Raw genomic sequence first — 23,058 nt, forward strand, 5'->3', positions numbered from 1 at the left:
GGAATGAAGATCAGCGTCATCACAGCCAGCTACAACTCCCAGCCGACGATCGGCGCCACCATCGAATCCTTCCTCGCCCAGACGCATCCCGACAAGGAGATGCTGGTCGTCGACGGCGCCTCAAAGGATGCGACGCTGAAGATCGTGGAGTCGTTCGGTTCCAGCGAGATCCGCGTGATCTCCGAGCCCGACAAGGGTGTCTACGACGCCATGAACAAGGGTCTGCATCTGTTCAAGGGCGACGCGATCGGCTTCCTCAATTCGGACGACACGTTCCACGACGACAGCGCGCTGGCGGCGATCGCGGCGGCGCTGGAACGGGCCGACGTCGTCTATGGCGACCTCGACATGGTCACCGATCACCAATCCAAGGCCCTGGTGCGGGCCTGGCGTGGCGGACACTACGGTCGCTACTCTTTTCAGCTCGGCTGGGTCCCGCCGCATCCGACGTTCTACATGCGGCGCCAGGTCGCCGAGACGGTCGGCGACTACGATCTGAGCTACGTCACGACCGCCGATTACGATTACATGCTGCGTGCGCTGGCACTGAACGACTACAGGGTCGCCTACCTTCCGCGCGTCATCGCCGATTTCCAGATGGGCGGCATCAGCACCAGCGGCTGGCGCGTGACCTTGCGCGCCAATCTGGAGTGCCTGCGGTCGCGCCGGCAACATCTGAACGCGCCGGTCGTCGACGCCGCGTTCTTCCTGCGCTTTGCCCGGCGGATCTTTCAACTCCGCTCGCCGTCGTCCCTTAGGATGCAGCGCTCGCGTTGATGCCGAACTCCGGAACGGCATCCTTCAGGATGGTCCTGATGGTGGCGCGATCGTCATGCGCGATGGCGAGCTCGAGCGCGGAGATCCATTTGCGCAATGTCTGCATCGGCGGCTCGTTCGGCTTCGCCGCCATGACGCCGGCGACCCCGATATCGACGGTCGGCTCCTCGGAGGCGAACAGGATCTCGTTCAGCCGCTCGCCCGGCCTCATGCCGCTGAACACGATCTCGATGTCGTGGCCGGGCTGCAGACCCGAGAGCCGGATCATCCGTTCCGCCAGATCGACGATCTTCACCGGCTGGCCCATGTTCAGCACGTAGACCGAAACGTCGAAACGCCTGGCGCCGAGCGCGTGGGTAGCGGCCGTGATGACGAGATCGCAGGCTTCGCGGATGGTCATGAAATAGCGGACCATGTCGGGATGCGTCACGGTGACCGGACCGCCGGCCTCGATCTGCGCCTTGAACTTAGGCACGACCGACCCGTTCGAAGCCAGCACATTGCCGAACCGGACCGAGATGAAGCGCATCGCCGGCTTTCTGCCGCCGGCCTGCGACACGAGGTCATGGTCGAGCGCCTGGCAATACATCTCCGCGAAACGCTTGGTCAGGCCGAGCATCGAGACCGGCTCGATCGCCTTGTCGGTCGAGATCATCACCATGGCCTCGGCGCCAGCTGCAAGCGCGGCATCTGCCACGTTGATCGATCCGAAGATGTTGGTCTTGACGCCCTCGCTCCAGTCCCGCTCCAGGATCGGAACGTGCTTGAGTGCGGCGGCATGGAACACGATGTCCGGCTTGAACTCCGCCATCAGATGCGTGATGCGCTCGCGGTCGCGGATATCGGCGATCCGGCCCTCGATCTCGGCGCCGGAACCGCGCGCGGCGAGCGCCTCGGTGACCGCATAAAGGGCCGGCTCCGAATTCTCGACGATCAGCAGACGCGCCGCGCCGAATGCAACCACCCGCTCGCAGATCTCCGAGCCGATCGAGCCGCCACCGCCGGTGACGATGACGCTCTTGCCGTTGATCAGGGCTTCGAGACGGGCGTAGTCGATCGTCTCGCTCGGCCGCAGTAGCAGGTCCTCGACCGCAACCGAGGTGAGCCGCGGCACATCCCCCTGCTCGAGCGACGGCAGGCGGCTGACGATCACACCAAGCCGCCGCGACCGCATCAGCACGGATTCGGGATGCGAATCCGGCTCGAAGGCGGACGGCGTCATCACCACCCGGGCGATCGATTTGTTGCGCTTGGCGAAGCTGCCGATGACGTCCTCGATGTCGTCGATCGCGCCCACGACCGGCACGTTGCGGATGAGCTGGCCGAGATCGGCCCGGGACGGCGACAGCACCCCGACCGGACGGAGGTGCCTGATGGCACCGCTCTCGACACCGCGCAGCACGACCTCGGCATCGGCGGCGCGCCCGATCAGGAGCGTCGGCGCGGCATTTTCGGTCCTGACGTGATGCATCACCCGGGTATAGCGGAAATAGCGATAGGTCAGCCGCAGCGCGCTCAGCGCCGAGATCTCCAGGAACCAGTAGAGGACGATGGTGATCTTGCCGAGGAAGAAGGCGCCATGCACGTTCGGCGCGACAAAGATGTAGTCGAGCACGAGAAGCGCGACGGTGAGCACCGAGGCGACGCGGATGATGTTCAGCGCATCGGGCAGCGAGATGAAGCGCCACTTCGTTGTCGTCAGGTTGAAGACGTAGAAAACGACCACGCTGAAGGCGAGGAAATAGGGCAGGATCTGCAGCAGCAGCGGCAAGCGGGCCGTGAAACCCGCGCCACCCTCGAAGCGCAGATAGAACGCAACGAACAGGGCCGCGGCCGTCGCCACCACGTCGTGAAGCGCGATCAGGAAATTACGCAAGGTAAGATGCGAAAGACGCGTCATCTGCCGGCCGACTATATCCAGTTCTTCAACACAACCTGATCGCGCTGATAACCCATCTGTCCGGGACTTGCCAGCGCTCCGAAGCTCAGCTGCGAGGTTCTCCCGGGCTCCGGCAGTTCCGGCGCGAATTGAGCACCATCCCGCCGGCCACACCGACACCGAGAACGTACATCCACCCTTCATGGAAGTCGAAAAGATGGGAATTGAACAGCGAGGTGAATACGTTTTGGACAACGACCAAAAGCCCTATCCAGTTGGCGAGATCGTCGCCGCGGAACAGGAGGAGATGCACCGCCCACATCGCATACAGGATGATGATGCCGACAACGCCCCATTGCACGGCCACGTTCAGCGTCTGGTTATGGGGATTGCCGATCACCTCGTTTGAGGCCTGGTAGGGGCCGCCGGTCGCAGCCTGCTCGAACAAGCCGCGCGTCGAGCCGGTTCCATGGCCGACGAGCGGCGCCTCGGCAAAGAAACCCAGCGATTTGCGCCAGAACTCGAGCCGAAGTCCGATCGATGTCGGGATGCCCTTGTCCTTGTAGAGCTCGTACTGCACGGAGAATGTCTCAATCGTCGAATGCAGCTTCGACGAGGTCTGCCATGCCAGCGCGGCGAGGACCGCGAGAGCCGCGAAGATGATCAGGACGCTGCGCCATTTCAAATGCAGCAGCCCGAACACCGCCAGCATGATCGGTACGGTCACGAGTGCGGTGCGCGAGATCACCACAACGGCCATGTTGACGAAGAAGCTGAGCGCAATCGCCGCCAGCAGCGCGGCCAGCCAGACCCTCTTTTGCTGCAGCAGCTTCACGATCGGAAACGCGAGAGCGACCGCGCACAGCGTGAACTCCTGGCTCTGGTCGATGTAGTTCTTCACGAAGATGCCGCGCGAATTGGGTTCGTCAGGCGGCTTCATCGAGAGCGTGGGATGGAAAAACACCAGCCATGACATCACCGATAGCAGCACGCAGGAAACCAGAAACGCGATGAACACGAGGTGTCCGCGCGACGAGCGTTCGAAATGATAGATCAGGACCGGGAGCACGAGCAGCTTCGTCGTCGGGTTCACGGCGTAGAACCGCGCGCCCCAGGCCGCCCCCGACCACAGCGTGCCGACGAGCGCGAGCAGGCACAGCGCGATCGGCAGCGCGCAGATCGGTCGCTTCAGCGACTGCAGGAAGTCCCTGACGTCGAGAAACGGCACCATGCAAACCAGCATCGCGACATTGAAGATCGCCGCCAGCGACGTCGACCACGGCAGCGAGGCCGCGGTCAGGATGGCAAACATATCCACCGTCTCGGACCATGCCGCCGGACTGCGCAGGCGCCGGAGCGTCGTCCCCCACATCGTCTCCCGCGCGAGCGCCGTCACTTGTCCCCTCCGCGCGCGCGATGGACCAGCGCGGTCGTGCTGAAGCCCAGGAGGATGTCGACCAGCACGACGGTTCCGCCGGCGGCTTCGACGACCTCATGGCCGACCACCTGCTCGCGGGTGTAGTCGCCGCCCTTCACCAGCGCGCTCGGCTTGATCCGGGTGATCAAATCGATCGGCGTATCCTCCTCGAAGATGACGACGAGATCGACGGCTTCGAGCGCCGCGAGCACTTCCGCACGCGCCCGCTCGTCCTGAACCGGGCGATCGGCGCCCTTCAGTCGCCGCACCGAGGCATCGCTGTTGAGGCCGACGATCAGGCGATCGCAGGCTCCGCGCGCCGCGGTCAACACCTTGACGTGGCCGGGATGCAGGATGTCGAAGCAGCCGTTGGTGAAGCCGACGCGCAGGTCCTGCCGGCGCCATTCCGCGAGCTGTGCGTCGAGCGTATCAGGCTCGAGCACGATCTTCTCCTCAGCCGCGAGATAGGCATGCGGCAGGATCTTCCGCCGCAGCTCGGCCGCGCTCACGCTGGCCGTGCCTTGCTTGCCGACGGCGACGGCAGCAGCCGCATTGGCCATCCGCAAGGCCGTGTCCCAGTCCGCACCCGCCGCGAGCGACACCGCAAGCGCGGCGGCGACGGTGTCACCGGCGCCGGAGACGTCGCGCACCTTCACGGGGACTGCCGGAACGTGAACGGCTTCGCCATTGCGCGGCACCAGCGTCATGCCGTGCTCGCCTTGCGTGACCAGGATCGCCTCGCAATCGGCGAGCCGCATCACGTCCTCGCTGGCATCGACGATGCTCTGCGGCGTGTCGGCGCGGCTGCGGGTCGCCTCCGAAAATTCCTTGCGATTGGGCGTGAGCAGCGTGGCGCCGCGATAGATCGCCCAGTTCAGGCTCTTGGGATCGACGATCACAGGCTTGCCGAGCGTTCGCGCGGCGTCGATCGTGTGACGGATCACGCGCGCGGTCAGCACGCCCTTGGCATAGTCGGAGAGCAGCACGATGTCGGCGCGCGCGATCTGCGGCAGGATTGCGTCGATCAGCCTGGTCTCGATGTCGTCGGAGGCAGGCACCGCCTGCTCCCAATCCGCGCGCAGCATATGCGTGGAAAAATGCTCGGAGACGAAGCGGACTTTTCGCGTGGTCGGCCGCGACGGATCGCACACCAGCACGCTTTCAATGCCGGCATGCTCCGCAAGTGCCGCTTCGAGCCGCTTGCCCGCATCGTCCTCGCCGACGAGGCCGACGAAGATGCAGCGCGCCCCGAGGGAGGCGATATTGCGCGCGACGTTTCCGGCGCCGCCGATATGGATCTCGCTGCGCTGCGCCGCGATGACAGGCGCCGGCGCTTCCGGCGAGATCCGCGAGACCTCGCCATAAACGAATTCGTCCAGCATGATGTCGCCGATGCACAACACCGTACGGCCTGAGATGGCTTGCGCGAGAGCGTCGAAATCGAGAATGGGCGTCGGCATGGTCCTTGAAACCTCAGCGGAAGCGGTCTGGCCGGTCGAGATAATCGCCGACATAGGCTTTCACCGCATCCTCGAGCGTCGTGAAGCCGCCGTTATAGCCGGCGCGGTGCAGGCGATCGACCTCGCTCTGGGTGAAGTATTGATAGCTGCCGCGGATCTGCTCGGGCATGTCGACATATTCGATGTTGGGCCGGGTGCCGAGCGCGGCATAGGCAGCGAGCATCAGGTCCCTGAAGCTGCGCGCCTTGCCGGTACCGATGTTGAAGAGACCGGACACCGACGGCGTCGCCAGCAGCCACATGACGACGCGCACGACGTCGTCGACATAGATGAAATCGCGGCGCTGATCGCCGTCGGCGATGCCCTCGCGGTGCGACTTGAACAATTGCACGACACGGCCCGCCCTCACATCGTCGAAGCGGCGCGCCAGCACGCTCATCATCGAGCCCTTGTGGTATTCGTTGGGGCCGAACACGTTGAAGAATTTCAGTCCAGCCCATTGCGGCGGCAGCTTCTCGCCGCGCGCGACGCGCTCGGCGACGGCGAGATCGAACAGGTGCTTGCTCCAGCCGTAGAGATTCATCGGCCGCAGTTTCTTCAGCGCGGGCAGTGAGGCGTCGTCGCCAAAGCCGTCGGCACCATCGCCATAGGTCGCGGCCGAGGAGGCGTAGATCAACGGCACCGCAGCCGCCGTGCACCAGTCCAGCAGGCGCATCGACAGGCGAAAATTGGTCTCGATCACGAGGTCGCCGTCGGTCGCGGTGGTCTCGGAAATCGCCCCGAGATGGATCACGGCATCGAGCTTGCGGCCCTTCAGCCAGTCGGGCAGTTCGGCCGGCGGGACGATATCCACAAGCTGGCGCTTGGCGAGGTTTCGCCACTTGCCCTCGGTCCCGAGGAGATCGCAGACGACGACATCGCTGCGACCGGCCTCGTTCAGCGCGGCGACGACATTCGACCCGATAAAACCGGCCCCGCCGGTCACCAGCAACATTCCACCTATCCTGCCAGGTTTTGCCCTGCCCGATTTTCACGGCCCGGTCCTGCCCTAGCGCATGATCCGCCAAAGTGTAAGCGGTTTTGGGCTCGGCGCTGTACCTGCTTTACCTGCAGGTCCGGAGCGGGTAACCGAACCGCCACATCAGCGCGTTCCCGGTCCTATTAACGAATGAACCAAGATTCGCAGTTTAGCCGAGATGCAGATCGGAGCGACACCCGCCCGATCCTGATCATCCCCTATATGTGGATCGGCGATTTCGTCCGGAATCACACCGTTGTCCGGGTCCTGAACGAGCGCTGGCCCAACCGGCCGGTCGATCTCCTGACCACCTCCCTCTGCGCCCCCCTGGTCGATTACATGCCCGGCGTGCGCGATGGGCTCGTCTGGGACCTGCCGCGCAGCCGGCTGGCCGTAGGCCGCCAGTTCGGCCTGGCGCAGCTCCTGCGCGAGCGGAATTACGGGACAGCCCTGGTGCTGCCCCGGACCTGGAAGGCGGCCATCGCGCCCGCCCTGGCCGGGATTCCGGAAAGGGTCGGTTTCGTCGGCGAGTTCCGGTTCGGCCTGCTCAACCGCTGGCGCTGGGGCGAGAAGAAGCTGCCCCGCTTCATCGACAAGAACGCCGCCCTGGCCCAGCCCGATGGCGCCCCCCTGCCCCCAGAATGGCCGGTGCCGCAATTGCGGGTCCCGGCGGGGGACATCGTCCGCTGGCGGCAGGCCAATGGCCTCAGCGCCGGGGCGGCGGTCGCGCTGGCTCCCGGCTCAGTCGGCGCCTCAAAGCGCTGGACCTATTATCCGGAGGCTGCCCGCTTGCTGGCCGAGCGCGGGCTGGAGGTCTGGGTGGTTGGCGGCCCCGCCGAAAAGGACCTCGCGCGGGAGATCGTCGCCGCGGGCGGCCCGGGCGTGCGGGACCTCACCGGCAACGATCTGCGCAACGGCGTGCTGGCCATGGCCGCGGCCGGCGTCGCCATCTCCAATGATTCCGGCCTGATGCACATCGCAGCCGCCTTAGGCACGCCCACCATGGGCATCTTCGGCCCGACCAGCCCCTATCTCTGGGCCCCCCTCAACGGGCTTGCGGCGACCGTGGTGCAAGACAAGAGCGTACTCTCATGCCAGCCCTGCCAGAGCACGATCTGCCGGATGAACGATCACCGCTGCATGCGCGACATCGCGGCTTCCGAGGTCGTGGCGATCGCGCAGCGGGTGCTCGGAGTGTGAACTCATTGACGCCATGCGTTGGTCGGTGAACTGGCAGCGAATCCAACAGCAGGTCTTTCCGTCCGCCAACTTTAGTCAGTGACGTTGTCAGTTCTTTCGCGGGATAAGGCTGCGTTGCTGCCGCTTGTGAAGGCTGAACCAAGATCACGTCGACAAAGACGAATCTTCATCGAGATTCGAACAAGAGGTTCGCTCCTCAAACGTCGCTCGATACATGCCTCTTGGACATTTTACACAGTTATGGAGGTAGCCCCATGCCGATCGTTCAATTCACTCGCTTCAAGACCGACAAGCCCGAGGAAATGATCAAGATCGTCAGGCAGGCGAAGAAAATCTTTGAGAAACACGGCGCCGAATTTCTTCGGCTCTCCCGCTTCCACACCGGCCAGTGGGCAGGAGAGTTGCTGGTTGCGACGCGCTATTCCAATTGGGAAGTTTACGGCAAAGTGCAGGAAGCCGTGGCAAACGACCCGGAGTTCGCGCAAGTGCAGGCTGACGGAATGAAGATTTCCCAACTACAGGGCCGCAACATCGCCGTTAGCATCGATCTCTAGCTGGGGCGCCGCCCCGCAAGCCACTCAAGCGCGGAGGCCGCCGGACAAATGCGGCGGCCTTTCCAGCTCTGACAGATCGCACTCGTCATCGCGCTACGCTGCGCTTTGCCTCAAGCAGACGAGCGCTCTGCAGAGCCTATTGACTTAGATCAACAACAGCTTCGCCAGTTCGCCGCACCCAAATACTGCTCAAGACCGATACGAAGGGCCGCGTCGTGCTGCGCCCCCGTCGAAGAGGCTGATCTAGCAGTATTGACCATCTAGTCGGAGAGTTTCATGAGAACCTTCAATCCTTTGGTGACGTTGGTACTTCTCGTGACGCAATCGGCCTCGATTCAGGCTGCGGATTTGAACGGAGCTTGGACAATCGACGCCTCGGCCTGTGGCCAAATATTCACCAAAGAGAACAACAGGCTTGCCTTCAAGAAAGATGCTGATCTCCACGCGGGCGGTTTGATCGTCCAGGGAAGGCAAGTAACCGGCACATTTGAAAAATGCACTGTCAAATCGTTGCGCGATGACGGGCCGAATATGCGAATAATCGCGTCGTGCTCGGACGGCGTCTCGATTTCAGACGTCGCATTCGACCTGACATTCTCCGGAGAGAATAATATCACACTCAGCTCCAAGGAGCCGGTGCCAGTGCAAATGCCGTATGTGCGCTGCCCAATGTGAAGTCGACCGCGACGGCCGTCGAGGCTGTGCCGATGATGACATCATGCCGGTGTTTTGCCCGACGAGTCAAATCGCTTTCGTAAAATCAGAATAAAATCATCGCCGGCCGCCAAGCCATTGATTCTGCTGGCACCGGCTACTGTGCATGGGGTTGTCTTCGCGGTTTTGCTTTGCGGCCCTGGAAACGACGCTTCAGAGCAGCGGACGATAGACCTCGCCGATCCGCGCCGCTTCGGCATCGAGGCTGAACTTCTCGAGCACGCGCGACCGGCCGCGCTCACCCATCACCGTTGAAGAGGCCACGTCGCGCATCAGCGGCTCGAGCGCCACGGTGAGCGCGCCGGCATCACCTGTCGGGATCAGCACGCCGGTGACGCCATCCTCGACGACGAGCTCGGCAGCCCCGGCACGCGCAGCGACGAGCGCGCTGCCGGCGGCCATCGCCTCGATCAGCGTCAGGCCAAATCCCTCGTTGCGCGAGGTGAAGGCATAGATCGTCAGCCGCTGGTACCAGCGCTGCACCGCTTCGATCGGCAGCTCGCCGGTGATGACGATGCGCGATTGCAGGTTGGCTGCCTCGATGCGTTTCTTCAGGTCGTTCGCGAAAGGAGTCTGCTCAGGCGTGACCTGTCCGACGATGACTGCGGTGAAGTCAGGATAGCGCGGCAGCAGCCGGCACATCGCATCGACGAACACATCGGTGCCCTTCTGCGCGCGCACACGACCGAAGCAGCCGATCGCGTGGCGGCCCGGCAGCCCGGCTTCCGCGAAGGCAGCGGCGCGATCTGGCGGCGGCGCATAAACGTCGGTGTCGACGCCGTGCGGGACCACCGTCGCCTTCACTTTCAGGAACGAGGCCGAGATGTCTGATGTCGCGATGATCGCGTCCATGCGCCGGATCAGCCAGCGCGTGATCCAGCTGTGATGCCGCTGCGCGGCCGACGTGAACACGAGTTTGAGCGGCCAGCCGAGCGCGCGCAGGAGCACGCCTGCGATCATCTCGTTGTTGCGCCGCGCATGCCAGATCAATGGCGTCTTGCGGCCCCATAGCCTGAGGAAATCGGCAGCGCCCAACCGCGAAATCCCCTCGGGCGCGTCCGAGCCGAACCATGCGGCGCGATAGAGCTTCGCCAGCCGCGGCGCCACCATCCGGTTGGTCGCGGTGACCCCGGAATAGCGCCTGTGCAGATTTGGCACGATCACTTCGAGATCGCCGGGGGAATTCGCCACGTCATGCTCCGTTACGGAAGCCCCCTATACGCAACATTAAGCATAGTGACCAGTTCAGGGCTGCCGAAACCCCCTCTTCACCGCGCAAACGTTAACTTGGCGCGTTGATCGAAGACGGGTGAGATCATGACTGTGCTAGTCACCGGCGGCGCCGGCTATATCGGAAGTCACACGGTCCTGGCGCTGGCGGAAGCCGGCGAGGACGTCGTCGTGATCGACGATCTCTCCACCGGTTTCTCCGCCTATCTGCCCGAGGGCGTGCCGCTGTTCATTGGCGACGCAGGCGACGAGAACCTGGTCGAGGGCGTGATCGCCCAGCACAACATCGAGAGCATCATCCATTTCGCGGGCTCCGTCGTCGTGCCGGACTCGATGCGCGATCCGCTCGGCTACTACCGCAACAATTTCATGACCGCGCGCAACCTGCTCAATGTCGCCGTCAAGCGCGGCATCAGCCGTTTCATCTTCTCCTCGACCGCGGCCGTCTACGGCAATCCGGACCTGGTGCCGGTGCCCGAGCATGCGCCGACGCGGCCGCTGTCGCCCTACGGCTCGTCGAAGCTGATGACCGAGATCATGCTGCACGACGTCGCCGCCGCCTACGGCATGCAATACGTGACCTTGCGCTATTTTAACGTCGCCGGTGCCGATCCGCAGGCGCGTATCGGGCTGGCCACCGTCGGCGCCACGCATCTGCTCAAGATCGCCGTCGAGGCCGCGACCGGCCAGCGCGCCAAGATCGACGTGTTCGGCACCGACTATCCGACCCAGGACGGCAGCTGCATCCGCGACTTCATCCACGTCTCGGACCTCTCGCAGGCCCATCGCTCGGCACTCGCTTACCTGCGCAACGGCGGCGCCTCGACCACGCTCAATTGCGGCTACGGCCGCGGCTATTCGGTGCTGGAGACCATCGACGCGGTGCGCCGGGTTTCGGGGCGCAGCTTCGCCGTGCAATACGCCCCGCGCCGGCCCGGCGACATCATGACCATGGTCGCCGACACCAGCCGCATCCGCGGCCTGCTCGACTGGAAGCCGCAATACGACGACCTCGAGACCATCGCGGCCCACGCGCTGGCCTGGGAGGACAAGCTGTTCCGCGAGCGCCATGGCGAGCTCCGCCACGCCGTCTCGGCCTAGATTCCATCCCAGCGCAAGCCCTTAATTGGGCTTGAAAAGCGCGGCTTTAGCGGGCACAGAGGCCCTTCGATCCCTGACGCGCGGGCAGGCCTTTCCTTGCCCCGTCAATGGACACCGGATGGCCCAGTTTCCAAAGAAAATCACCGACGATCCCTATACGGCGGCAATCCTGATTCGCCGCCTGGTCACGGAACAAGGGGTCATCTACTGGCGGCGCTACCTTGTCGCCTTCGGGCTGATGGCGCTTGCCGCCGGATCGACCGCGGGCGCGACCTACGTGCTCGGCCAGGTCATCAACCAGGCCTATGTCGACAAGAACATCCCGGGCATCGCGATGTTCTCGGGCATCACGGTGATCCTGCTGTTCATCAAGGGTGTGGCGACCTACGGCCACATGGTGATCCTGACCAAGATCAGCAACGCGATCCTCGCCACCAACCAGCGCCAGCTGTTCGCCAAGCTGATGCGCGAGAGCGTCGGCTTCTTCTCCGAACGGCATTCGTCTGAATTCCTGGCGCGGCTGACCGCCGGCGCCAAATCCATCACCGACGTGCTCAACATGCTGGTCAACGCCGTCGGGCGCGACCTGTTGATGCTGCTCGCCATGATCGGCGTGATGGTGTGGCAAGACCCGGTGATGTCGTTCATCGGCCTCGTCGTGGTGCCGCCGGCAATGCTGGTGCTGCGCAAGCTGGTCAAGCGCATCAAGGGCCTCGCCTTCAACCAGTTCACCGGCACCGCCGACATCTTGGAGACGATGCAGGAATCGCTCCAGGGCATCCGCACGGTGAAGGCATTCACGCTCGAAGACACTATGCAGAAGCGCATCGACGAGAACATCGCGATCGTCGAGCGCAATGCCAACAAGATGGCCCGCGTCGCCAACCGTTCCAACCCGCTGATGGAGATGCTGGGCGGCTTCGCGGTCGCCGGCTGCCTGCTCTACGGCGGCTACAGCGTGGTCGCGCTCAACGCCACGCCCGGCGCGTTCTTCTCCTTCATGACCGCTTTCCTGATGGCGACCGAGCCGGCCAAGCGGCTGGCGCGGCTCAACATCGACCTCAACAGCCAGCTCGTCGGCGCCCGCATGCTGCTCGAGGTCGTCGACAGCCCGGCGAGCGAACATTCCGATGACGACAAGCCGGCGCTGAAGCTGTCCGAAGCGAAGATCGAGATGCGCGATGTCAGCTTCTCTTATCGGACTGGCGAGACCGTCCTCAACCGCATGTCCTTCGTTGCCGAGCCCGGAAAAGTCGCCGCGCTGGTCGGTCCCTCCGGCGGCGGCAAATCGACCGTGCTGGGGCTGCTGCTGCGCTTCTACGAGGTGACGCAAGGCGACATCGTGATCGACGGCCAGTCGATCGGCGCGGTCTCGCGCAAATCGCTGCGCGCGCAGACCGCCTATGTCGGCCAGGACGTGTATCTGTTCCGCGACACCATCCGCAGCAACATCGCCTTCGGCAAGCCCGGCGCGACCGAAGAGCAAATCATTGATGCCGCGAAAGCCGCCTGCGCGCATGATTTCATCATGAGCTTCCCGCTCGGCTACGACACCCCGGTCGGCGAGCACGGCACGCAGCTTTCTGGTGGCCAGCGACAGCGCATCGCGGTGGCGCGCGCGCTGATCAAGAACGCGCCGATCATCCTGCTGGACGAGGCCACCGCCGCGCTCGATTCCGAGTCCGAGCGGCAGGTGCAGGAGGCGATCGAGCATCTCTGTCAGAACCGCACCACCATCGTGATCGCGCACCGCCTGCACACCATCATGCACGCCGACGCGATCCTGGTGGTCGAGGGCGGCGAGATCGTCGAGCAGGGCCGCCACGACGATCTGCTGCGCCGTTCCGGCCGCTATGCCTCGTTCTTCCGCCTCCAGCATCACGACGCCGGCGCTCTGGCGCCGATCAGCGCAACCGCATAGAGTTCCTCATCAACCTCAAGAGCAGCGAGATCGCTCCATGAACGCCGCCTCCTACGTCATTCCGCTTCCGCCCCAGGCTTCGCTTCCCGTCGTCGGAGAGAGCGGCCGTTACCCGGTGCGCCGCATCTGGTGCGTCGGCCGCAACTACCTCGAGCACATCCGCGAAATGGGCAACGACGAGCGCGCGCCGCCGTTCTTCTTCGCCAAGCACGCCGACATGCTGGTGCCCGACGGCGCCACCATTCCCTATCCGCCGCTGACCAAGGATCTGCATCACGAGGTCGAGCTGATCGTCGCGATGAAGAGCGGCGGCCTCAACATCCCCGCCGACAAGGCGCTCGACCATGTCTACGGCTATGCCGTCGGCATCGACCTCACCCGCCGCGACCTCCAGATCGCCTCGCGCAAGAAGGAGCGTCCCTGGGAGATCGGCAAGTCGTTCGACGGCTCGGCCCCCTGCTCCGCAGTGCAGCCGGCCTCGAAGATCGGCCATCCCGCCAAGGGCAAGATCTGGCTGACCGTCAACGGCAAGGAAGCACAGAAGGGCGATCTCACCGAGCTGATCTGGAACGTGCCCGAGATCATCTGGCAGCTCTCGCAGCAGGTGAAGCTCGCCGCCGGCGACATCATCATGACGGGCACGCCGGCCGGCGTGTCGCAGCTCCAGCCCGGCGACAAGCTCGAATGCGGCGTCGACGGCGTCGGCACGCTGAAGGTCTCGATCGGCCAGCCGGAATAGCAAACGTGGGTTCGTAGGGTGGATTAGCGAAAGCGTAATCCACCGCTTTCGACCTTTGCCAAGATGGTGGATTACGCTGCGCTAATCCACCCTACGCACTGCAAATCGAGGCCCCGGACATGTCCGGGGCCTTTTGCATTTCTACCAGGCCTTCACCGGCCGATTGGCGTGGCTCGCCTGCGGCACACCGCGATTGAGCGACATGTGCGAATGCACGCACAGCCAGCCGTCGCCGTTTTTTGAGAACACCATCGTCGCGCGGCCGGGGCGCGGAAACGCGCTGCCATCGGGATGATAGCCCGTGCTCGTCCACGGCACGATCACCGTTGCCATCGTGCCGTCGGGGGATGCCAGAATGGAGACCTGTTCGAGCACGAAGCGGAAGTCGGTCGTCTTCGGCCAGACGTTATTCCATTGGGACGAGACCCATTGGTCGAGGCCGGGGATGACATCGTTATGCGTCCCGAAGGCCAGCACATCCGGATGGAAGAGCGGCCGAGCCGAGGCGTAGTCGACCTCGCGGACATAGCCTGAGAAGGTATCCAACCACTCGCGGAAGAATTGCACGATCTCGGTGTTCGCAAGTGGCAACGGGGCCATTGCCTGCTCCATGTTTGGCGCTCGATCAAGGCAATGTTGTTGCCATGGGGCGAACCGTCCAGCAAGATATGTACTGAGAGCACCGGTGGCCATCGGTCGACGAACCGGTGATTCATGGAGCCAGACTCATGAGACGCCTCTTTCTGCTTGCGGCTACCCTCCTCGTCATGTGTGACGCTGCCAACGCGCAATCCAGCCAGCCCTATGCTGGCCTCGAGCAGCGCCCCATCAAGGCGCTGTCGCACCAGCAGATCGACGATCTCCAGGCAGGACGCGGCATGGGCTTGGCGCTCGCCGCCGAACTCAATGGATATCCCGGCCCGAGCCATGTTCTTGAGCTCGGCGATCGCCTCGACTTGACCCCGGATCAACGCATCCGCGTTCAGGGTCTCTTCGAAGCGATGAAGCAAGAGACGGTCCCGCTGGGTAACAAGCTTGTCGAGCAAGAGAGGGAGCTGGACCGTCTTTTCTCAGCCGGCGTCGTGACGTCGGAGTCGCTCAAGGCGTCCATCGCTGCCATTTCCGAAACTCAGGCACAGCTCCGTGAGAGCCACCTCAAGTACCACCTGACGACCGCTGCCTTGCTCGACCAGAGTCAACTGCAGCAATATGCCGAGCTGCGAGGTTACCAGCGCCCCGACAGCTCCAAAGGACACAAGCATCATCATTAGAAAATGCTGACGGCATTCTTCGCTGCGATTTCTCTTCTCTACGCGACAGTAGGTCAAGCTGGAGGAACGGCATTTCTTGCCTTGATGGCCTTTGCCTCGTTTCCTCCAAGCGAAATGCGGCCAACGGCCTTGCTGCTGAATATCGTCGCCGCCACGTATTCCACGTGGCTGTTCAATCGCGGCAGCCATATCGATTGGGCAAAGTTGAATCCGTTTCTGATCGCCTCACTGCCGACCACCCTGGCCGGCGCATCCATTGTTCTGGCCGATGACATCTACCACACGGTGACGGGGCTTGTGCTCATCGCCGCCGCTGCCGTTCTGATGATCGGACGGAGCGGCCGCGATGCGCCGGATCGCGTCACCCCGCTCTGGGCAGCGATATCCACGGGCGCAGGTGTCGGCTTCATCTCGGGGCTCACCGGCGTCGGCGGAGGCGTTTTCCTCGCTCCCATTCTGGTTGGGATGCGCTGGGCGTCCCCCAGGCAGACTGCGGCGCTTTCCGCGCCATTCATCCTGGGAAATTCGGCAGTCGGTTTGATTGGCGCGCTGCACGCCGGGCAGGCGCCGTCACCCCAAACGTGGCTGTATGCCCTGGGTGCGCTCGCCGGCGCGACGGTCGGAACCACGATTGGCCTGCGATGGCTTTCGCAAGCAACGACACGCTACACTCTCGCAGCGATCCTTGGCTCAGCCGGCGTTCAACTCGTAGCCTTCGCTGCCAGATGAAGCCGGAATCGTATGGCGGATTACGCTTCCGCCTTCGCTCTTCGAGCTACGGCGGACAAGTCGCCAATCCACCCTACTGACTCACCGCAGCGCCGACATCACGATGAGACCGAGGATCAGCGCCGTCAGCGAATATTTCAGCGTGTAGTAGACGTTGCGGTTCCACTCCTTGACCTTGCGGCTGCCGAGATGGATCTCGTAGAGCTTGCCGAACACCTTGTTGAGCACTCCGACGCTCTCGCCATCCACGTTCTGGGTGGCCGAGGCCTTGACGATGTGATGGCTGACCCAGCGGTTGATCGCGGTCATGAAACCGTACTTCATCGGGCGCTCGACGTCGCAGAACAGGATGATGCGGTTGACGTCGGTCGCATTCTCCGCGCTGTGGATGAAGGTCTCGTCGAACATGAAGGCCTCGCCGTCGCGCCAGACGCATTCGACGCCGTCGACCAGGATGCGGCACTTGTTCGAGTTCGGCGTGACGAGGCCGAGGTGGTAGCGCAGCGAGCCGGCGAAGGGATCGCGGTGCGCGCCGAGCTTGCCGCCCGGCGGCAGCATCGCGAACATCGCGCCGTGCACGCTCGGGATCGAGTTGAGCAGCTCCACCGTCTTCGGGCACAGCGTGCGCGCCGAGGGCAGGAAGTCGTCGTACCATTTCAGGTAAAACCGCTTCCAGCCGCTCTTGAAGAACGAGTAGAAGCCCCAGTCGTTGTTCTTCGCCGCCGCGCGAATGAAGCCTTCGTCGAACAGACGCACCGCCTCGTCGCGAATGGTCTCCCAATTCTCGCTGAGGGGTTTAAGCTCCGGAAACTGCTCGACCGGGATCACCGGCTTGTTCGGCACGGCCGAGCCCGCATACATCAGCACGTTGTAGGGCGCGAGATAGGTCGAGTGATCGCCGAGTTGGCGCACGAAGCGCAGTCGCTGCTTGCCGCGGAAGTGAACGTAAATGGTCGAAGCCGCGAGCACATAGAGAATGACAAGTTGCGGCGCAAAAAGCTGTTTCAGCATTTCCCCAAATCCCGAGTGACCCAGCCGGGGACGTGATCTACTCCGACCCGGCCCGAGCTGCAAGATATTGGCGTGCATCCTGAGGCTGTTCCTCAGGTTGTGATTGGGACGGTCCCAAGCCGTGCCGCACAATTTGAAATCGTAGCTGACCCGCCGCCAATCCCCGCGTTGCGGTCGGTTTGCGGCATGCTATCCTGGCTCCAGGGTTGGAAAATCGGGGTGCGTCTTGGGGATGTGGCGGTCGTTGGCGGGCTCCGCGCTCGCGCTGGTTCTGCTTGGAATATTCGCACCCGTGAACGGCCAAGGCACTTCGCCGTCACCCCAAGGCGGCAAGCCTCCGGATCCGGAGCTGCGCGGCCAGTGGCTACGGGTCGGGCAGACATTCGCCTGCAAGGTCGAAGCCGGTAAGCGCATCACCCCGCCCGATCCCGACATCCTCAGCTTTGCCTGCCAGCGGATGGGCGCGCTCGGCGTCGGCATCTCGGAGGCCTCACTCAAGGCCGCGCTCGGCGAACCGCACCGCAAGCTGCCGCCGGCGGACAACGCCACGAACTATGTATACTTCCTCGGCAAGCCAGACCAACTTCCTTACCTCGCCGCGACCGTGAAGGCGAACCGCGTCGTCGCACTTCAGGTCAGCGGGCCGGCGCCGGTCGCCACCTACAGCTTCAACCAGGTCAATCTCGGCGACAGCACCGAGAAACTGATGGCGCAGTTCGGCGGCCCATTCCACGTCGGGCCGAGCGGGCTGGAAAAGACCGAGCTCTGGACTTACGAGCCATGGCCCTTCTCATTCGAGGTGAGGCAGGACCGCGTCACCTCGATCCGGATCAGCGATCCGACCATCAAGTACATTCGATTGCGTCCGATCAAGCCCGCGACAGCGCCTGCAGACCCTTGAAGGTGAGGCGCTTGGGGTCGGTGACGCCGGCGAGATAGAGCCGGCGGATGAAGGCGATGACGGCGTCGCGGTCGCAATCGGTCAGCGCGACGACGGCGTCGACCGCAATCTTCTGGGCTTCCATTGGGCTCACCTCGGCCTTGCGAGTAACCCCGGCCGAGTCAGGCTAGGACTCATCCGTTAAATCGGCGTTAACCGTTCTGGAACCATCGCCGATTCAGCCCGGCGGCCGTATACGCAAAACAACGCATTGGCCGTCGCCGCGCGGCCGCAATGTCTTAGCGTGCACCAAGGCTCTTCTTGAGCTGCGCAAAGTGCTTCTTCAGCCGGGGCACGGCGAAGTCGGTGAAGGCCCGTACCTTGGGCACCGAGAGCCGGCCCTGCGGGCAGATCAAATGCGCGGGCATCTCCGGATCCTCATCGCCGGCCAGCACGATCTCGAGCTCGCCGCGCCCGACCTGCTCGGCCACCTGGTACGAATACATCCGCGCCACGCCGCGCCCGGCAACCGCTGACGCCACCGCCGCATAGGTGCTGTTGACGACGAGGCGCGGCGTGAACTGGACTGTCCTGGCTGCCGATGAGCCGGCCTGTGGCGCAAAGGTCCAGGAATTGGGAAGGTGCGCCATCGCCACGATCTGGTGCTTGGCGAGATCGCCGGGTTCAGCGATGCGCGGGTGCTGCTTCAGGTAGCGGGGCGCTGCGACAACGACGCGGCTGATCTCGCCGACCCGCATCGCCACCATCGCCGAATCCGCGAGAGGGCCGATGCGAAGCGCGATGTCGACGCCCTCCTCGATCAGATTGACCGAACGGTCGAACAGCAGGAGCTTTGCCGACACTGTCGGATAGGCATCGAGAAATGCATCGAGGATCGGCCGCAACACCATCTCGCCCGACACCACGGGGGCAGTTATCGTGAGCAGGCCCCGGGGTGCCGTGCGCGGTCCGGCCGCGATGTCGTCGGCCTCCTCCAACTCGGTGAGCACGCGGCGGCAGATCGCAACGTAGCGCTCGCCCTCCTCGCTCAGCTTGATCGATCGCGTCGTCCGGTGCAGCAGTTCGGCGCCGACCCGCTCCTCGAGGAAGGCAACGGCGCGGCTGACCGCCGCCGGCGAGCGGCCGAGCTTGCGCCCTGCGGCGGCCAAGCTGCCCTCGTCCACCGCAAGGACGAACACCTTCATCGCATCCAGACGATCCATGCCTACCCGTCACCCCATCAAATTCCAGTGACAAGCTAGGCGTTCGCCCCCGCCGCGACAACCGCCGCCAAAGGCCGGTCCGGCATTCGTTCGCGCCACGTAACAGTGTCTGCCGGACAACGTGTATTCGCAGCCGGGCCGCCGCGGCGTACCTCAGCACGCAAGCCAGCCGCTGCTGGCGCAGGTTCTGAAAGCCAACAACAGGAGTCCGTCATGGGTATCGAGCAGAAGGTCGCCATCATCACCGGTGCATCGCAGGGCATCGGCGCCGCCCTGGTCCAGGGTTTTCGCGATCGCAACTATCGCGTCGTCGCAACGGCGCGGTCCATCAAGCCGTCGGGCGACGATGACATTCTCGCCGTTCCCGGCGACATCGCCGACCGGGCCACCGCGGAACGCGTGGTCTCGCAGGCCGTCGCGCGCTTCGGCCGCGTCGACACGCTGGTCAACAATGCCGGCATCTTCGTCGCAAAGCCGTTCACGCAATATACTGCCGAAGATTATGCCGCGGTAATGGGGACCAACGTCGCCGGCTTCTTCAACATCACGCAGCTCGCCATAGCCGAGATGGAGAAGCAGGGCTCTGGCCATGTCGTCCAGATCACGACCACGCTGGTCGATCAAGCGAACTCGAACGTGCCGTCGGTGCTGGCCTCGCTGAGCAAGGGCGGGCTGAACGCCGCGACCAAGTCGCTCGCGATCGAATACGCAAAGCGCGGCATCCGCGTGAACGCGGTGGCGCCCGGCATCATCAAGTCGCCGATGCATCCCGTTGCGACGCATGCCCAGCTCGGCGCGCTGCATCCGGTCGGCCACATGGGCGAGATGTCCGACATCGTTGGCGCCGTGCTCTATCTCGAGAGTGCCTCCTTCGTCACCGGTGAGATCCTGCACGTCGACGGCGGCCAGAGCGCCGGCCACTGAGCGCGGAGAAGCACCATGCCGATCGTCACCATTCAAGTGACCCGCGAAGGAACGACGCCGGGAGCGGCGTCGCTCACGGCGGAGGAGAAGGCCGCGCTGATCAAGGGATCGAGCCAGTTGCTGCTCGACGTGCTCGGCAAGCCGCTCGATTCCACCTTCGTGGTGATCGAGGAAGTCGACACCGACAATTGGGGTTGGGGCGGCCTGCCCGTGCAGGACTTCCGGCGCCGCCGCGCCGCAAAGACAGGATGATCCGCGTGTCTTCGGGCGCGCAGGAGGATGACATGACTGAACTCAATGCAAACACTGGGCACCACTCCCGGCCGCATCAGCGGCCGGGATCGGAATCGCAATCGATTTCGCGGCAAGCTTGGCGATACGCCGTGGCGGGATTGTCCGCATCACTGGTCGGGCTTGGCCTCGCCCGCTTTTCCTATACGCCGCTGATCCCGGCGCTGATCGCCGCAAAATGGTTCAGCGCATCCGACGTCGTTTATCTCGCCGCCGCCAACCTCGCCGGTTACCTCGCCGGCGCGCTCGCGGCACGCGCCTTGGCCACCCGCATCGGCGCCGTCCGCGCGCTGCGAGCGATGATGCTGCTTGCCACGCTCTCCTTCTTCGCGAGCTCTACCCCGGTGTCATTCGCCTGGTTTTTCGCCTGGCGCTTTCTGTCGGGCCTCACCGGCGGAATCATCATGGTGCTGGCGGCCTCCGTCATTCTGCCGCACGTATCGGCCGCGAGGCGCGGCATTGTCGGCGGCGTGATCTTTGCCGGCGTCGGCCTTGGCGTCGCCGCGTCGGGGACGCTGGTGCCGTTGCTCCTTCAACAGGGCTTGCAGCAGAGCTGGTACGGCCTCGGCGTGCTCTCCGCCGTGCTCACGCTCGCGAGCTGGTGGAACTGGCCTGCGGAGGCCAGGAGCGATGCCGCGCCTTCGCACCACGCGAAGTCCCATCAGGCCTCGCCCGCCGTCCGCGCGCTGCTGGTCCAGTATGGCCTCAACGCGGTGGCCCTGGTGCCGCACATGGTCTTCATCGTCGACTTCGTGGCGCGTGGCCTCGGCCAGGGCATTGCCGCCGGCTCGCGCTACTGGGTGCTGTACGGTCTCGGCGCCATCGTCGGCCCGCTCGTCACCGGCCATCTCGGTGACCGCTCGGGATTTGGACCGGCCTTGCGCGCCGCGTTCCTGATCGAGGCGGCCGCGGTGCTGCTGCCGACCGTCAGCACCGCACCAGTTTCGCTGATCGTGTCGAGCGTGGTGGTCGGCGGCTTCACACCCGGTATCGTGCCGCTGGTGCTCGGACGCATTCACGAGCTCGTGCCGCACTCGACCGAGCAGCAGCGCGCGACATGGAGCCACGCCACCACCAGCTTCGCGCTGTTCCAGGCGGCGGCAGCCTACGGCTTCTCCTGGATCTACGCGCAGACCGGCGGCGACTATCTGCTCCTGTTCGGACTTGGCGGCGCCGCCGTGGTGCTCGCGCTTGCGATCGATCTTGGGCTCGCGCTCACCACGCGCAAGGCATAAAGCGGGCGGCGGCGTGATCAAGAATACTGCATCACGCCGTCGTCGATCTTGCCGAAGCGCAAGGAGACGATGTCGAGCGCGTAATTCTGGTACAGCCGCCATGGCTGCTTCGAGCCCTGCTTCGGCATCTTCGCGACCGAGCGCTGCACATAGCCCGAGGTGAAATCGAGCGACGGCTGCGCGGTGATTTCAGGGTCGTCATTGTGCGGCATGCACTGACGGAAATTGTGCCGGTCCATGTAGTTGATGAGCCGGCAGACATATTCGCAGGTGAGATCGCATTTCAGCGTCCAGGACGCGTTGGTGTAGCCGAAGGCCGACGCCATGTTCGGCACGTCGGCATACATCATGCCCTTGTAGGTCAGCGTGTTGGCGAAATCGACGGCGCGGCCGTCGACGCTGATTTCGAGACCGCCAACGACCTGAAGCACCAGCCCCGTCGCGGTGACGATGATGTCGGCCGCGAGTTCGCTGCCGTCCTTCAAGCGAATGCCGTCGCGCGTAAAGGTGTCGATCTCGTTGGTGACGACGGCGGCACGGTGCTCGCGGATCGCCTTGAACAGATCGCCGTCCGGCACGAGGCACAGCCGCTGGTCCCAGGGATTATAGCGCGGCGTGAAATGGGTTGCGACGTCGTAGTCGGGGCCGAGCGCCATCTGCACGCCCTTGAGCACCAGCTCCTTGACCTTGGCAGGCCGGCGCCGGCTGAGCTGGAAGAAGAACATCCCCCACATCACGTTGCGCCAGCGGATGACATGATAGGCAAGGCGCGTCGGCAGATTGCGGCGCAATTTGTTGGCGACGGGGTCCTGCGCCGGACGCGACACCACGTAGGTCGGCGAGCGCTGGAGCATGGTGACCTGCGCCGCCTTCTTGGCGAGCTCAGGCACCAGCGTCACTGCGGTTGCGCCCGAGCCGATCACGACGACGCGTTTTCCCGCGTAGTCGATGTCCTCGGTCCATTTCTGCGGATGCACGATGCGGCCGGCGAAATCCGCCACGCCCGCAAACTCCGGCGTATAGCCCGCCTCGTATTTGTAATAGCCCGAGCACATGAACAGGAAATTGCAGGTGAAGCGCACGAGCTCGGTTGCGCCCTCCCCCGTGATGCGCTCGGCCTCGACGGTCCAGCGCGCGTCCGGCGTCGACCAGGACGCGCGCTTGACGCGACTGCGAAAGCGGATGTGCTTCTCGATGCCGTTCTCGGCTGCTGTCTCGCGTACATAGTTCAGGATCTGCGGCCCGTCGGCGATCGCCTTCGGATCGGTCCACGGCTTGAAGGAATAGCCGAGCGTAAACATGTCGCTGTCGGAGCGGACACCGGGATAGCGAAACAGGTCCCAGGTCCCGCCGATGCAGTCGCGCCCCTCGAGAATGACGTAGCTCTTGCCCGGGCACTTGCTCTGAAGATGATAGCCCGCGCCGATGCCGGACAGGCCGGCACCGACGATGAGGACGTCGAAATGTTCTTTGGCTTCGGTCAT

Annotated in this window: 23 protein-coding genes; 13 read left to right on the forward strand and 10 right to left on the reverse strand. The window is 64.1% G+C overall.

The genetic code is table 11. From position 1 onward, the window contains the following. Positions 1–3: 3 nt before the first annotated feature. A complete protein-coding gene (locus ACKWRH_RS30770; RefSeq protein WP_354095694.1) occupies positions 4–777 on the forward strand; it encodes a glycosyltransferase family 2 protein in 774 nt (257 codons plus the stop codon). Here ACKWRH_RS30770 and ACKWRH_RS30775 read toward each other — a convergent pair. From ACKWRH_RS30775 to rfaD, 4 genes are all read right to left on the reverse strand, one after another. Further along, entirely contained in the window at positions 755–2,677 is a 1,923-nt protein-coding gene (locus tag ACKWRH_RS30775) for an SDR family NAD(P)-dependent oxidoreductase (RefSeq protein ID WP_354095693.1), read from the reverse strand. The two genes, ACKWRH_RS30770 and ACKWRH_RS30775, sit on opposite strands and share 23 nt — an antisense overlap. 85 nt (positions 2,678–2,762) lie before the next feature. Next, positions 2,763–4,052: an O-antigen ligase family protein gene (locus tag ACKWRH_RS30780; RefSeq protein WP_445216571.1), complete on the reverse strand. Its 1,290-nt coding sequence runs from the start codon at positions 4,050–4,052 to the stop codon at positions 2,763–2,765. Then, complete coding sequence (gene rfaE1 / locus ACKWRH_RS30785; protein WP_445216572.1) at positions 4,049–5,533, reverse strand: D-glycero-beta-D-manno-heptose-7-phosphate kinase; 1,485 nt, start codon at positions 5,531–5,533, stop codon at positions 4,049–4,051. The genes ACKWRH_RS30780 and rfaE1 overlap by 4 nt, the downstream gene beginning before the upstream one ends. A gap of 13 nt (positions 5,534–5,546) precedes the next feature. Beyond that, positions 5,547–6,527: an ADP-glyceromanno-heptose 6-epimerase gene (gene rfaD, locus ACKWRH_RS30790; protein WP_445216573.1), complete on the reverse strand. Its 981-nt coding sequence runs from the start codon at positions 6,525–6,527 to the stop codon at positions 5,547–5,549. Between the two features lie 174 nt (positions 6,528–6,701). Here rfaD and waaF point away from each other — a divergent pair, with 174 nt between their 5' ends. The 3 genes from waaF (at position 6,702) to ACKWRH_RS30805 (ending at position 8,980) form a co-directional block, all read left to right on the forward strand. Beyond that, a complete protein-coding gene (gene waaF, locus ACKWRH_RS30795) occupies positions 6,702–7,751 on the forward strand; it encodes a lipopolysaccharide heptosyltransferase II (RefSeq protein WP_445216574.1) in 1,050 nt (349 codons plus the stop codon). A gap of 254 nt (positions 7,752–8,005) precedes the next feature. Continuing rightward, positions 8,006–8,305: a hypothetical protein gene (locus tag ACKWRH_RS30800; RefSeq protein WP_028153513.1), complete on the forward strand. Its 300-nt coding sequence runs from the start codon at positions 8,006–8,008 to the stop codon at positions 8,303–8,305. A gap of 276 nt (positions 8,306–8,581) precedes the next feature. Then, positions 8,582–8,980 (forward strand): hypothetical protein, encoded by a 399-nt coding sequence (locus ACKWRH_RS30805; RefSeq protein WP_283017097.1) that lies wholly within the window; start codon positions 8,582–8,584, stop codon positions 8,978–8,980. Positions 8,981–9,172: 192 nt separating this feature from the next. On the opposite strand, the gene ACKWRH_RS30810 is transcribed toward ACKWRH_RS30805, so the two are convergent. Beyond that, on the reverse strand, positions 9,173–10,210 hold the full coding sequence (locus ACKWRH_RS30810; protein ID WP_445216575.1) for a glycosyltransferase family 4 protein: 1,038 nt from the start codon (positions 10,208–10,210) through the stop codon (positions 9,173–9,175). Positions 10,211–10,336: 126 nt separating this feature from the next. Between ACKWRH_RS30810 and galE the strand changes: the two genes are divergently transcribed. The 3 genes from galE to ACKWRH_RS30825 all read left to right on the forward strand — a co-directional run bounded on the left by galE (position 10,337) and on the right by ACKWRH_RS30825 (position 14,010). Continuing rightward, the gene (gene galE / locus ACKWRH_RS30815; protein WP_354095688.1) at positions 10,337–11,350 is read left to right on the forward strand and encodes a UDP-glucose 4-epimerase GalE; all 1,014 of its coding nucleotides are present in this window, start codon (positions 10,337–10,339) and stop codon (positions 11,348–11,350) included. Positions 11,351–11,468: 118 nt separating this feature from the next. Beyond that, positions 11,469–13,271 carry an ABC transporter ATP-binding protein gene (locus ACKWRH_RS30820; protein WP_445216576.1) on the forward strand — a complete coding sequence of 601 codons (1,803 nt, stop codon included), beginning with the start codon at positions 11,469–11,471 and terminating at the stop codon, positions 13,269–13,271. A gap of 37 nt (positions 13,272–13,308) precedes the next feature. Continuing rightward, on the forward strand, positions 13,309–14,010 hold the full coding sequence (locus ACKWRH_RS30825; RefSeq protein WP_071912070.1) for a fumarylacetoacetate hydrolase family protein: 702 nt from the start codon (positions 13,309–13,311) through the stop codon (positions 14,008–14,010). Positions 14,011–14,151: 141 nt separating this feature from the next. Here ACKWRH_RS30825 and ACKWRH_RS30830 read toward each other — a convergent pair whose 3' ends face one another. Then, positions 14,152–14,610 (reverse strand): YybH family protein, encoded by a 459-nt coding sequence (locus tag ACKWRH_RS30830; protein WP_445216577.1) that lies wholly within the window; start codon positions 14,608–14,610, stop codon positions 14,152–14,154. A 128-nt stretch (positions 14,611–14,738) separates the two neighbouring features. Here ACKWRH_RS30830 and ACKWRH_RS30835 point away from each other — a divergent pair, with 128 nt between their 5' ends. Both ACKWRH_RS30835 and ACKWRH_RS30840 read left to right on the forward strand, forming a co-directional pair. Beyond that, the gene (locus tag ACKWRH_RS30835) at positions 14,739–15,281 is read left to right on the forward strand and encodes a Spy/CpxP family protein refolding chaperone (protein WP_445216578.1); all 543 of its coding nucleotides are present in this window, start codon (positions 14,739–14,741) and stop codon (positions 15,279–15,281) included. A 3-nt stretch (positions 15,282–15,284) separates the two neighbouring features. Next, positions 15,285–16,010, forward strand: coding sequence for a sulfite exporter TauE/SafE family protein (locus tag ACKWRH_RS30840; protein ID WP_445216579.1), 726 nt, complete (start codon positions 15,285–15,287; stop codon positions 16,008–16,010). Between the two features lie 81 nt (positions 16,011–16,091). On the opposite strand, the gene ACKWRH_RS30845 is transcribed toward ACKWRH_RS30840, so the two are convergent. Next, positions 16,092–17,021 (reverse strand): aspartyl/asparaginyl beta-hydroxylase domain-containing protein, encoded by a 930-nt coding sequence (locus ACKWRH_RS30845; RefSeq protein ID WP_445216580.1) that lies wholly within the window; start codon positions 17,019–17,021, stop codon positions 16,092–16,094. A gap of 244 nt (positions 17,022–17,265) precedes the next feature. Here ACKWRH_RS30845 and ACKWRH_RS30850 point away from each other — a divergent pair, with 244 nt between their 5' ends. Then, positions 17,266–17,922, forward strand: a complete 657-nt coding sequence (locus tag ACKWRH_RS30850; RefSeq protein WP_445216581.1) for a hypothetical protein — start codon at positions 17,266–17,268, stop codon at positions 17,920–17,922. Here the strand turns inward: ACKWRH_RS30850 and ACKWRH_RS30855 are convergent. Together ACKWRH_RS30855 and ACKWRH_RS30860 are read right to left on the reverse strand one after the other, a co-directional pair. After that, complete coding sequence (locus tag ACKWRH_RS30855) at positions 17,891–18,046, reverse strand: hypothetical protein (protein WP_014493894.1); 156 nt, start codon at positions 18,044–18,046, stop codon at positions 17,891–17,893. The two genes, ACKWRH_RS30850 and ACKWRH_RS30855, sit on opposite strands and share 32 nt — an antisense overlap. Before the next feature lie 154 nt (positions 18,047–18,200). Further along, positions 18,201–19,124 (reverse strand): LysR family transcriptional regulator, encoded by a 924-nt coding sequence (locus tag ACKWRH_RS30860; protein ID WP_445216582.1) that lies wholly within the window; start codon positions 19,122–19,124, stop codon positions 18,201–18,203. 213 nt (positions 19,125–19,337) lie between these two features. Here ACKWRH_RS30860 and ACKWRH_RS30865 point away from each other — a divergent pair, with 213 nt between their 5' ends. The 3 genes from ACKWRH_RS30865 to ACKWRH_RS30875 are packed head-to-tail and all read left to right on the forward strand — an operon-like array spanning position 19,338 to position 21,574. Further along, the gene (locus ACKWRH_RS30865) at positions 19,338–20,048 is read left to right on the forward strand and encodes an SDR family NAD(P)-dependent oxidoreductase (protein ID WP_445216583.1); all 711 of its coding nucleotides are present in this window, start codon (positions 19,338–19,340) and stop codon (positions 20,046–20,048) included. Positions 20,049–20,063: 15 nt separating this feature from the next. Continuing rightward, positions 20,064–20,300: a tautomerase family protein gene (locus ACKWRH_RS30870; RefSeq protein ID WP_038957548.1), complete on the forward strand. Its 237-nt coding sequence runs from the start codon at positions 20,064–20,066 to the stop codon at positions 20,298–20,300. Positions 20,301–20,332: 32 nt separating this feature from the next. Next, positions 20,333–21,574, forward strand: coding sequence for a YbfB/YjiJ family MFS transporter (locus tag ACKWRH_RS30875; protein WP_445216584.1), 1,242 nt, complete (start codon positions 20,333–20,335; stop codon positions 21,572–21,574). 17 nt (positions 21,575–21,591) lie between these two features. On the opposite strand, the gene ACKWRH_RS30880 is transcribed toward ACKWRH_RS30875, so the two are convergent. Then, positions 21,592–23,058, reverse strand: coding sequence for a flavin-containing monooxygenase (locus tag ACKWRH_RS30880; RefSeq protein ID WP_445216585.1), 1,467 nt, complete (start codon positions 23,056–23,058; stop codon positions 21,592–21,594).

The sequence above is a fragment of the Bradyrhizobium sp. Pa8 genome (genome assembly GCF_052588265.1).

What these genes read in the sequence shown, in the direction of transcription:
- ACKWRH_RS30830 (WP_445216577.1), bottom strand. Translation starts at nt 14,610, where the DNA reads ATGGCCCCGTTGCCACTTGCGAACACCGAGATCGTGCAATTCTTCCGC.
- ACKWRH_RS30820 (WP_445216576.1), top strand. Translation starts at nt 11,469, where the DNA reads ATGGCCCAGTTTCCAAAGAAAATCACCGACGATCCCTATACGGCGGCA.
- ACKWRH_RS30840 (WP_445216579.1), top strand. Translation starts at nt 15,285, where the DNA reads ATGCTGACGGCATTCTTCGCTGCGATTTCTCTTCTCTACGCGACAGTA.
- ACKWRH_RS30865 (WP_445216583.1), top strand. Translation starts at nt 19,338, where the DNA reads ATGGGTATCGAGCAGAAGGTCGCCATCATCACCGGTGCATCGCAGGGC.
- ACKWRH_RS30825 (WP_071912070.1), top strand. Translation starts at nt 13,309, where the DNA reads ATGAACGCCGCCTCCTACGTCATTCCGCTTCCGCCCCAGGCTTCGCTT.
- ACKWRH_RS30860 (WP_445216582.1), bottom strand. Translation starts at nt 19,124, where the DNA reads ATGGATCGTCTGGATGCGATGAAGGTGTTCGTCCTTGCGGTGGACGAG.
- ACKWRH_RS30880 (WP_445216585.1), bottom strand. Translation starts at nt 23,058, where the DNA reads ATGACCGAAGCCAAAGAACATTTCGACGTCCTCATCGTCGGTGCCGGC.
- ACKWRH_RS30855 (WP_014493894.1), bottom strand. Translation starts at nt 18,046, where the DNA reads ATGGAAGCCCAGAAGATTGCGGTCGACGCCGTCGTCGCGCTGACCGAT.
- ACKWRH_RS30770 (WP_354095694.1), top strand. Translation starts at nt 4, where the DNA reads ATGAAGATCAGCGTCATCACAGCCAGCTACAACTCCCAGCCGACGATC.
- rfaE1 (WP_445216572.1), bottom strand. Translation starts at nt 5,533, where the DNA reads ATGCCGACGCCCATTCTCGATTTCGACGCTCTCGCGCAAGCCATCTCA.
- ACKWRH_RS30775 (WP_354095693.1), bottom strand. Translation starts at nt 2,677, where the DNA reads ATGACGCGTCTTTCGCATCTTACCTTGCGTAATTTCCTGATCGCGCTT.
- waaF (WP_445216574.1), top strand. Translation starts at nt 6,702, where the DNA reads ATGAACCAAGATTCGCAGTTTAGCCGAGATGCAGATCGGAGCGACACC.
- rfaD (WP_445216573.1), bottom strand. Translation starts at nt 6,527, where the DNA reads ATGTTGCTGGTGACCGGCGGGGCCGGTTTTATCGGGTCGAATGTCGTC.
- ACKWRH_RS30835 (WP_445216578.1), top strand. Translation starts at nt 14,739, where the DNA reads ATGAGACGCCTCTTTCTGCTTGCGGCTACCCTCCTCGTCATGTGTGAC.
- ACKWRH_RS30870 (WP_038957548.1), top strand. Translation starts at nt 20,064, where the DNA reads ATGCCGATCGTCACCATTCAAGTGACCCGCGAAGGAACGACGCCGGGA.
- ACKWRH_RS30875 (WP_445216584.1), top strand. Translation starts at nt 20,333, where the DNA reads ATGACTGAACTCAATGCAAACACTGGGCACCACTCCCGGCCGCATCAG.
- ACKWRH_RS30800 (WP_028153513.1), top strand. Translation starts at nt 8,006, where the DNA reads ATGCCGATCGTTCAATTCACTCGCTTCAAGACCGACAAGCCCGAGGAA.
- ACKWRH_RS30805 (WP_283017097.1), top strand. Translation starts at nt 8,582, where the DNA reads ATGAGAACCTTCAATCCTTTGGTGACGTTGGTACTTCTCGTGACGCAA.
- ACKWRH_RS30845 (WP_445216580.1), bottom strand. Translation starts at nt 17,021, where the DNA reads ATGCTGAAACAGCTTTTTGCGCCGCAACTTGTCATTCTCTATGTGCTC.
- galE (WP_354095688.1), top strand. Translation starts at nt 10,337, where the DNA reads ATGACTGTGCTAGTCACCGGCGGCGCCGGCTATATCGGAAGTCACACG.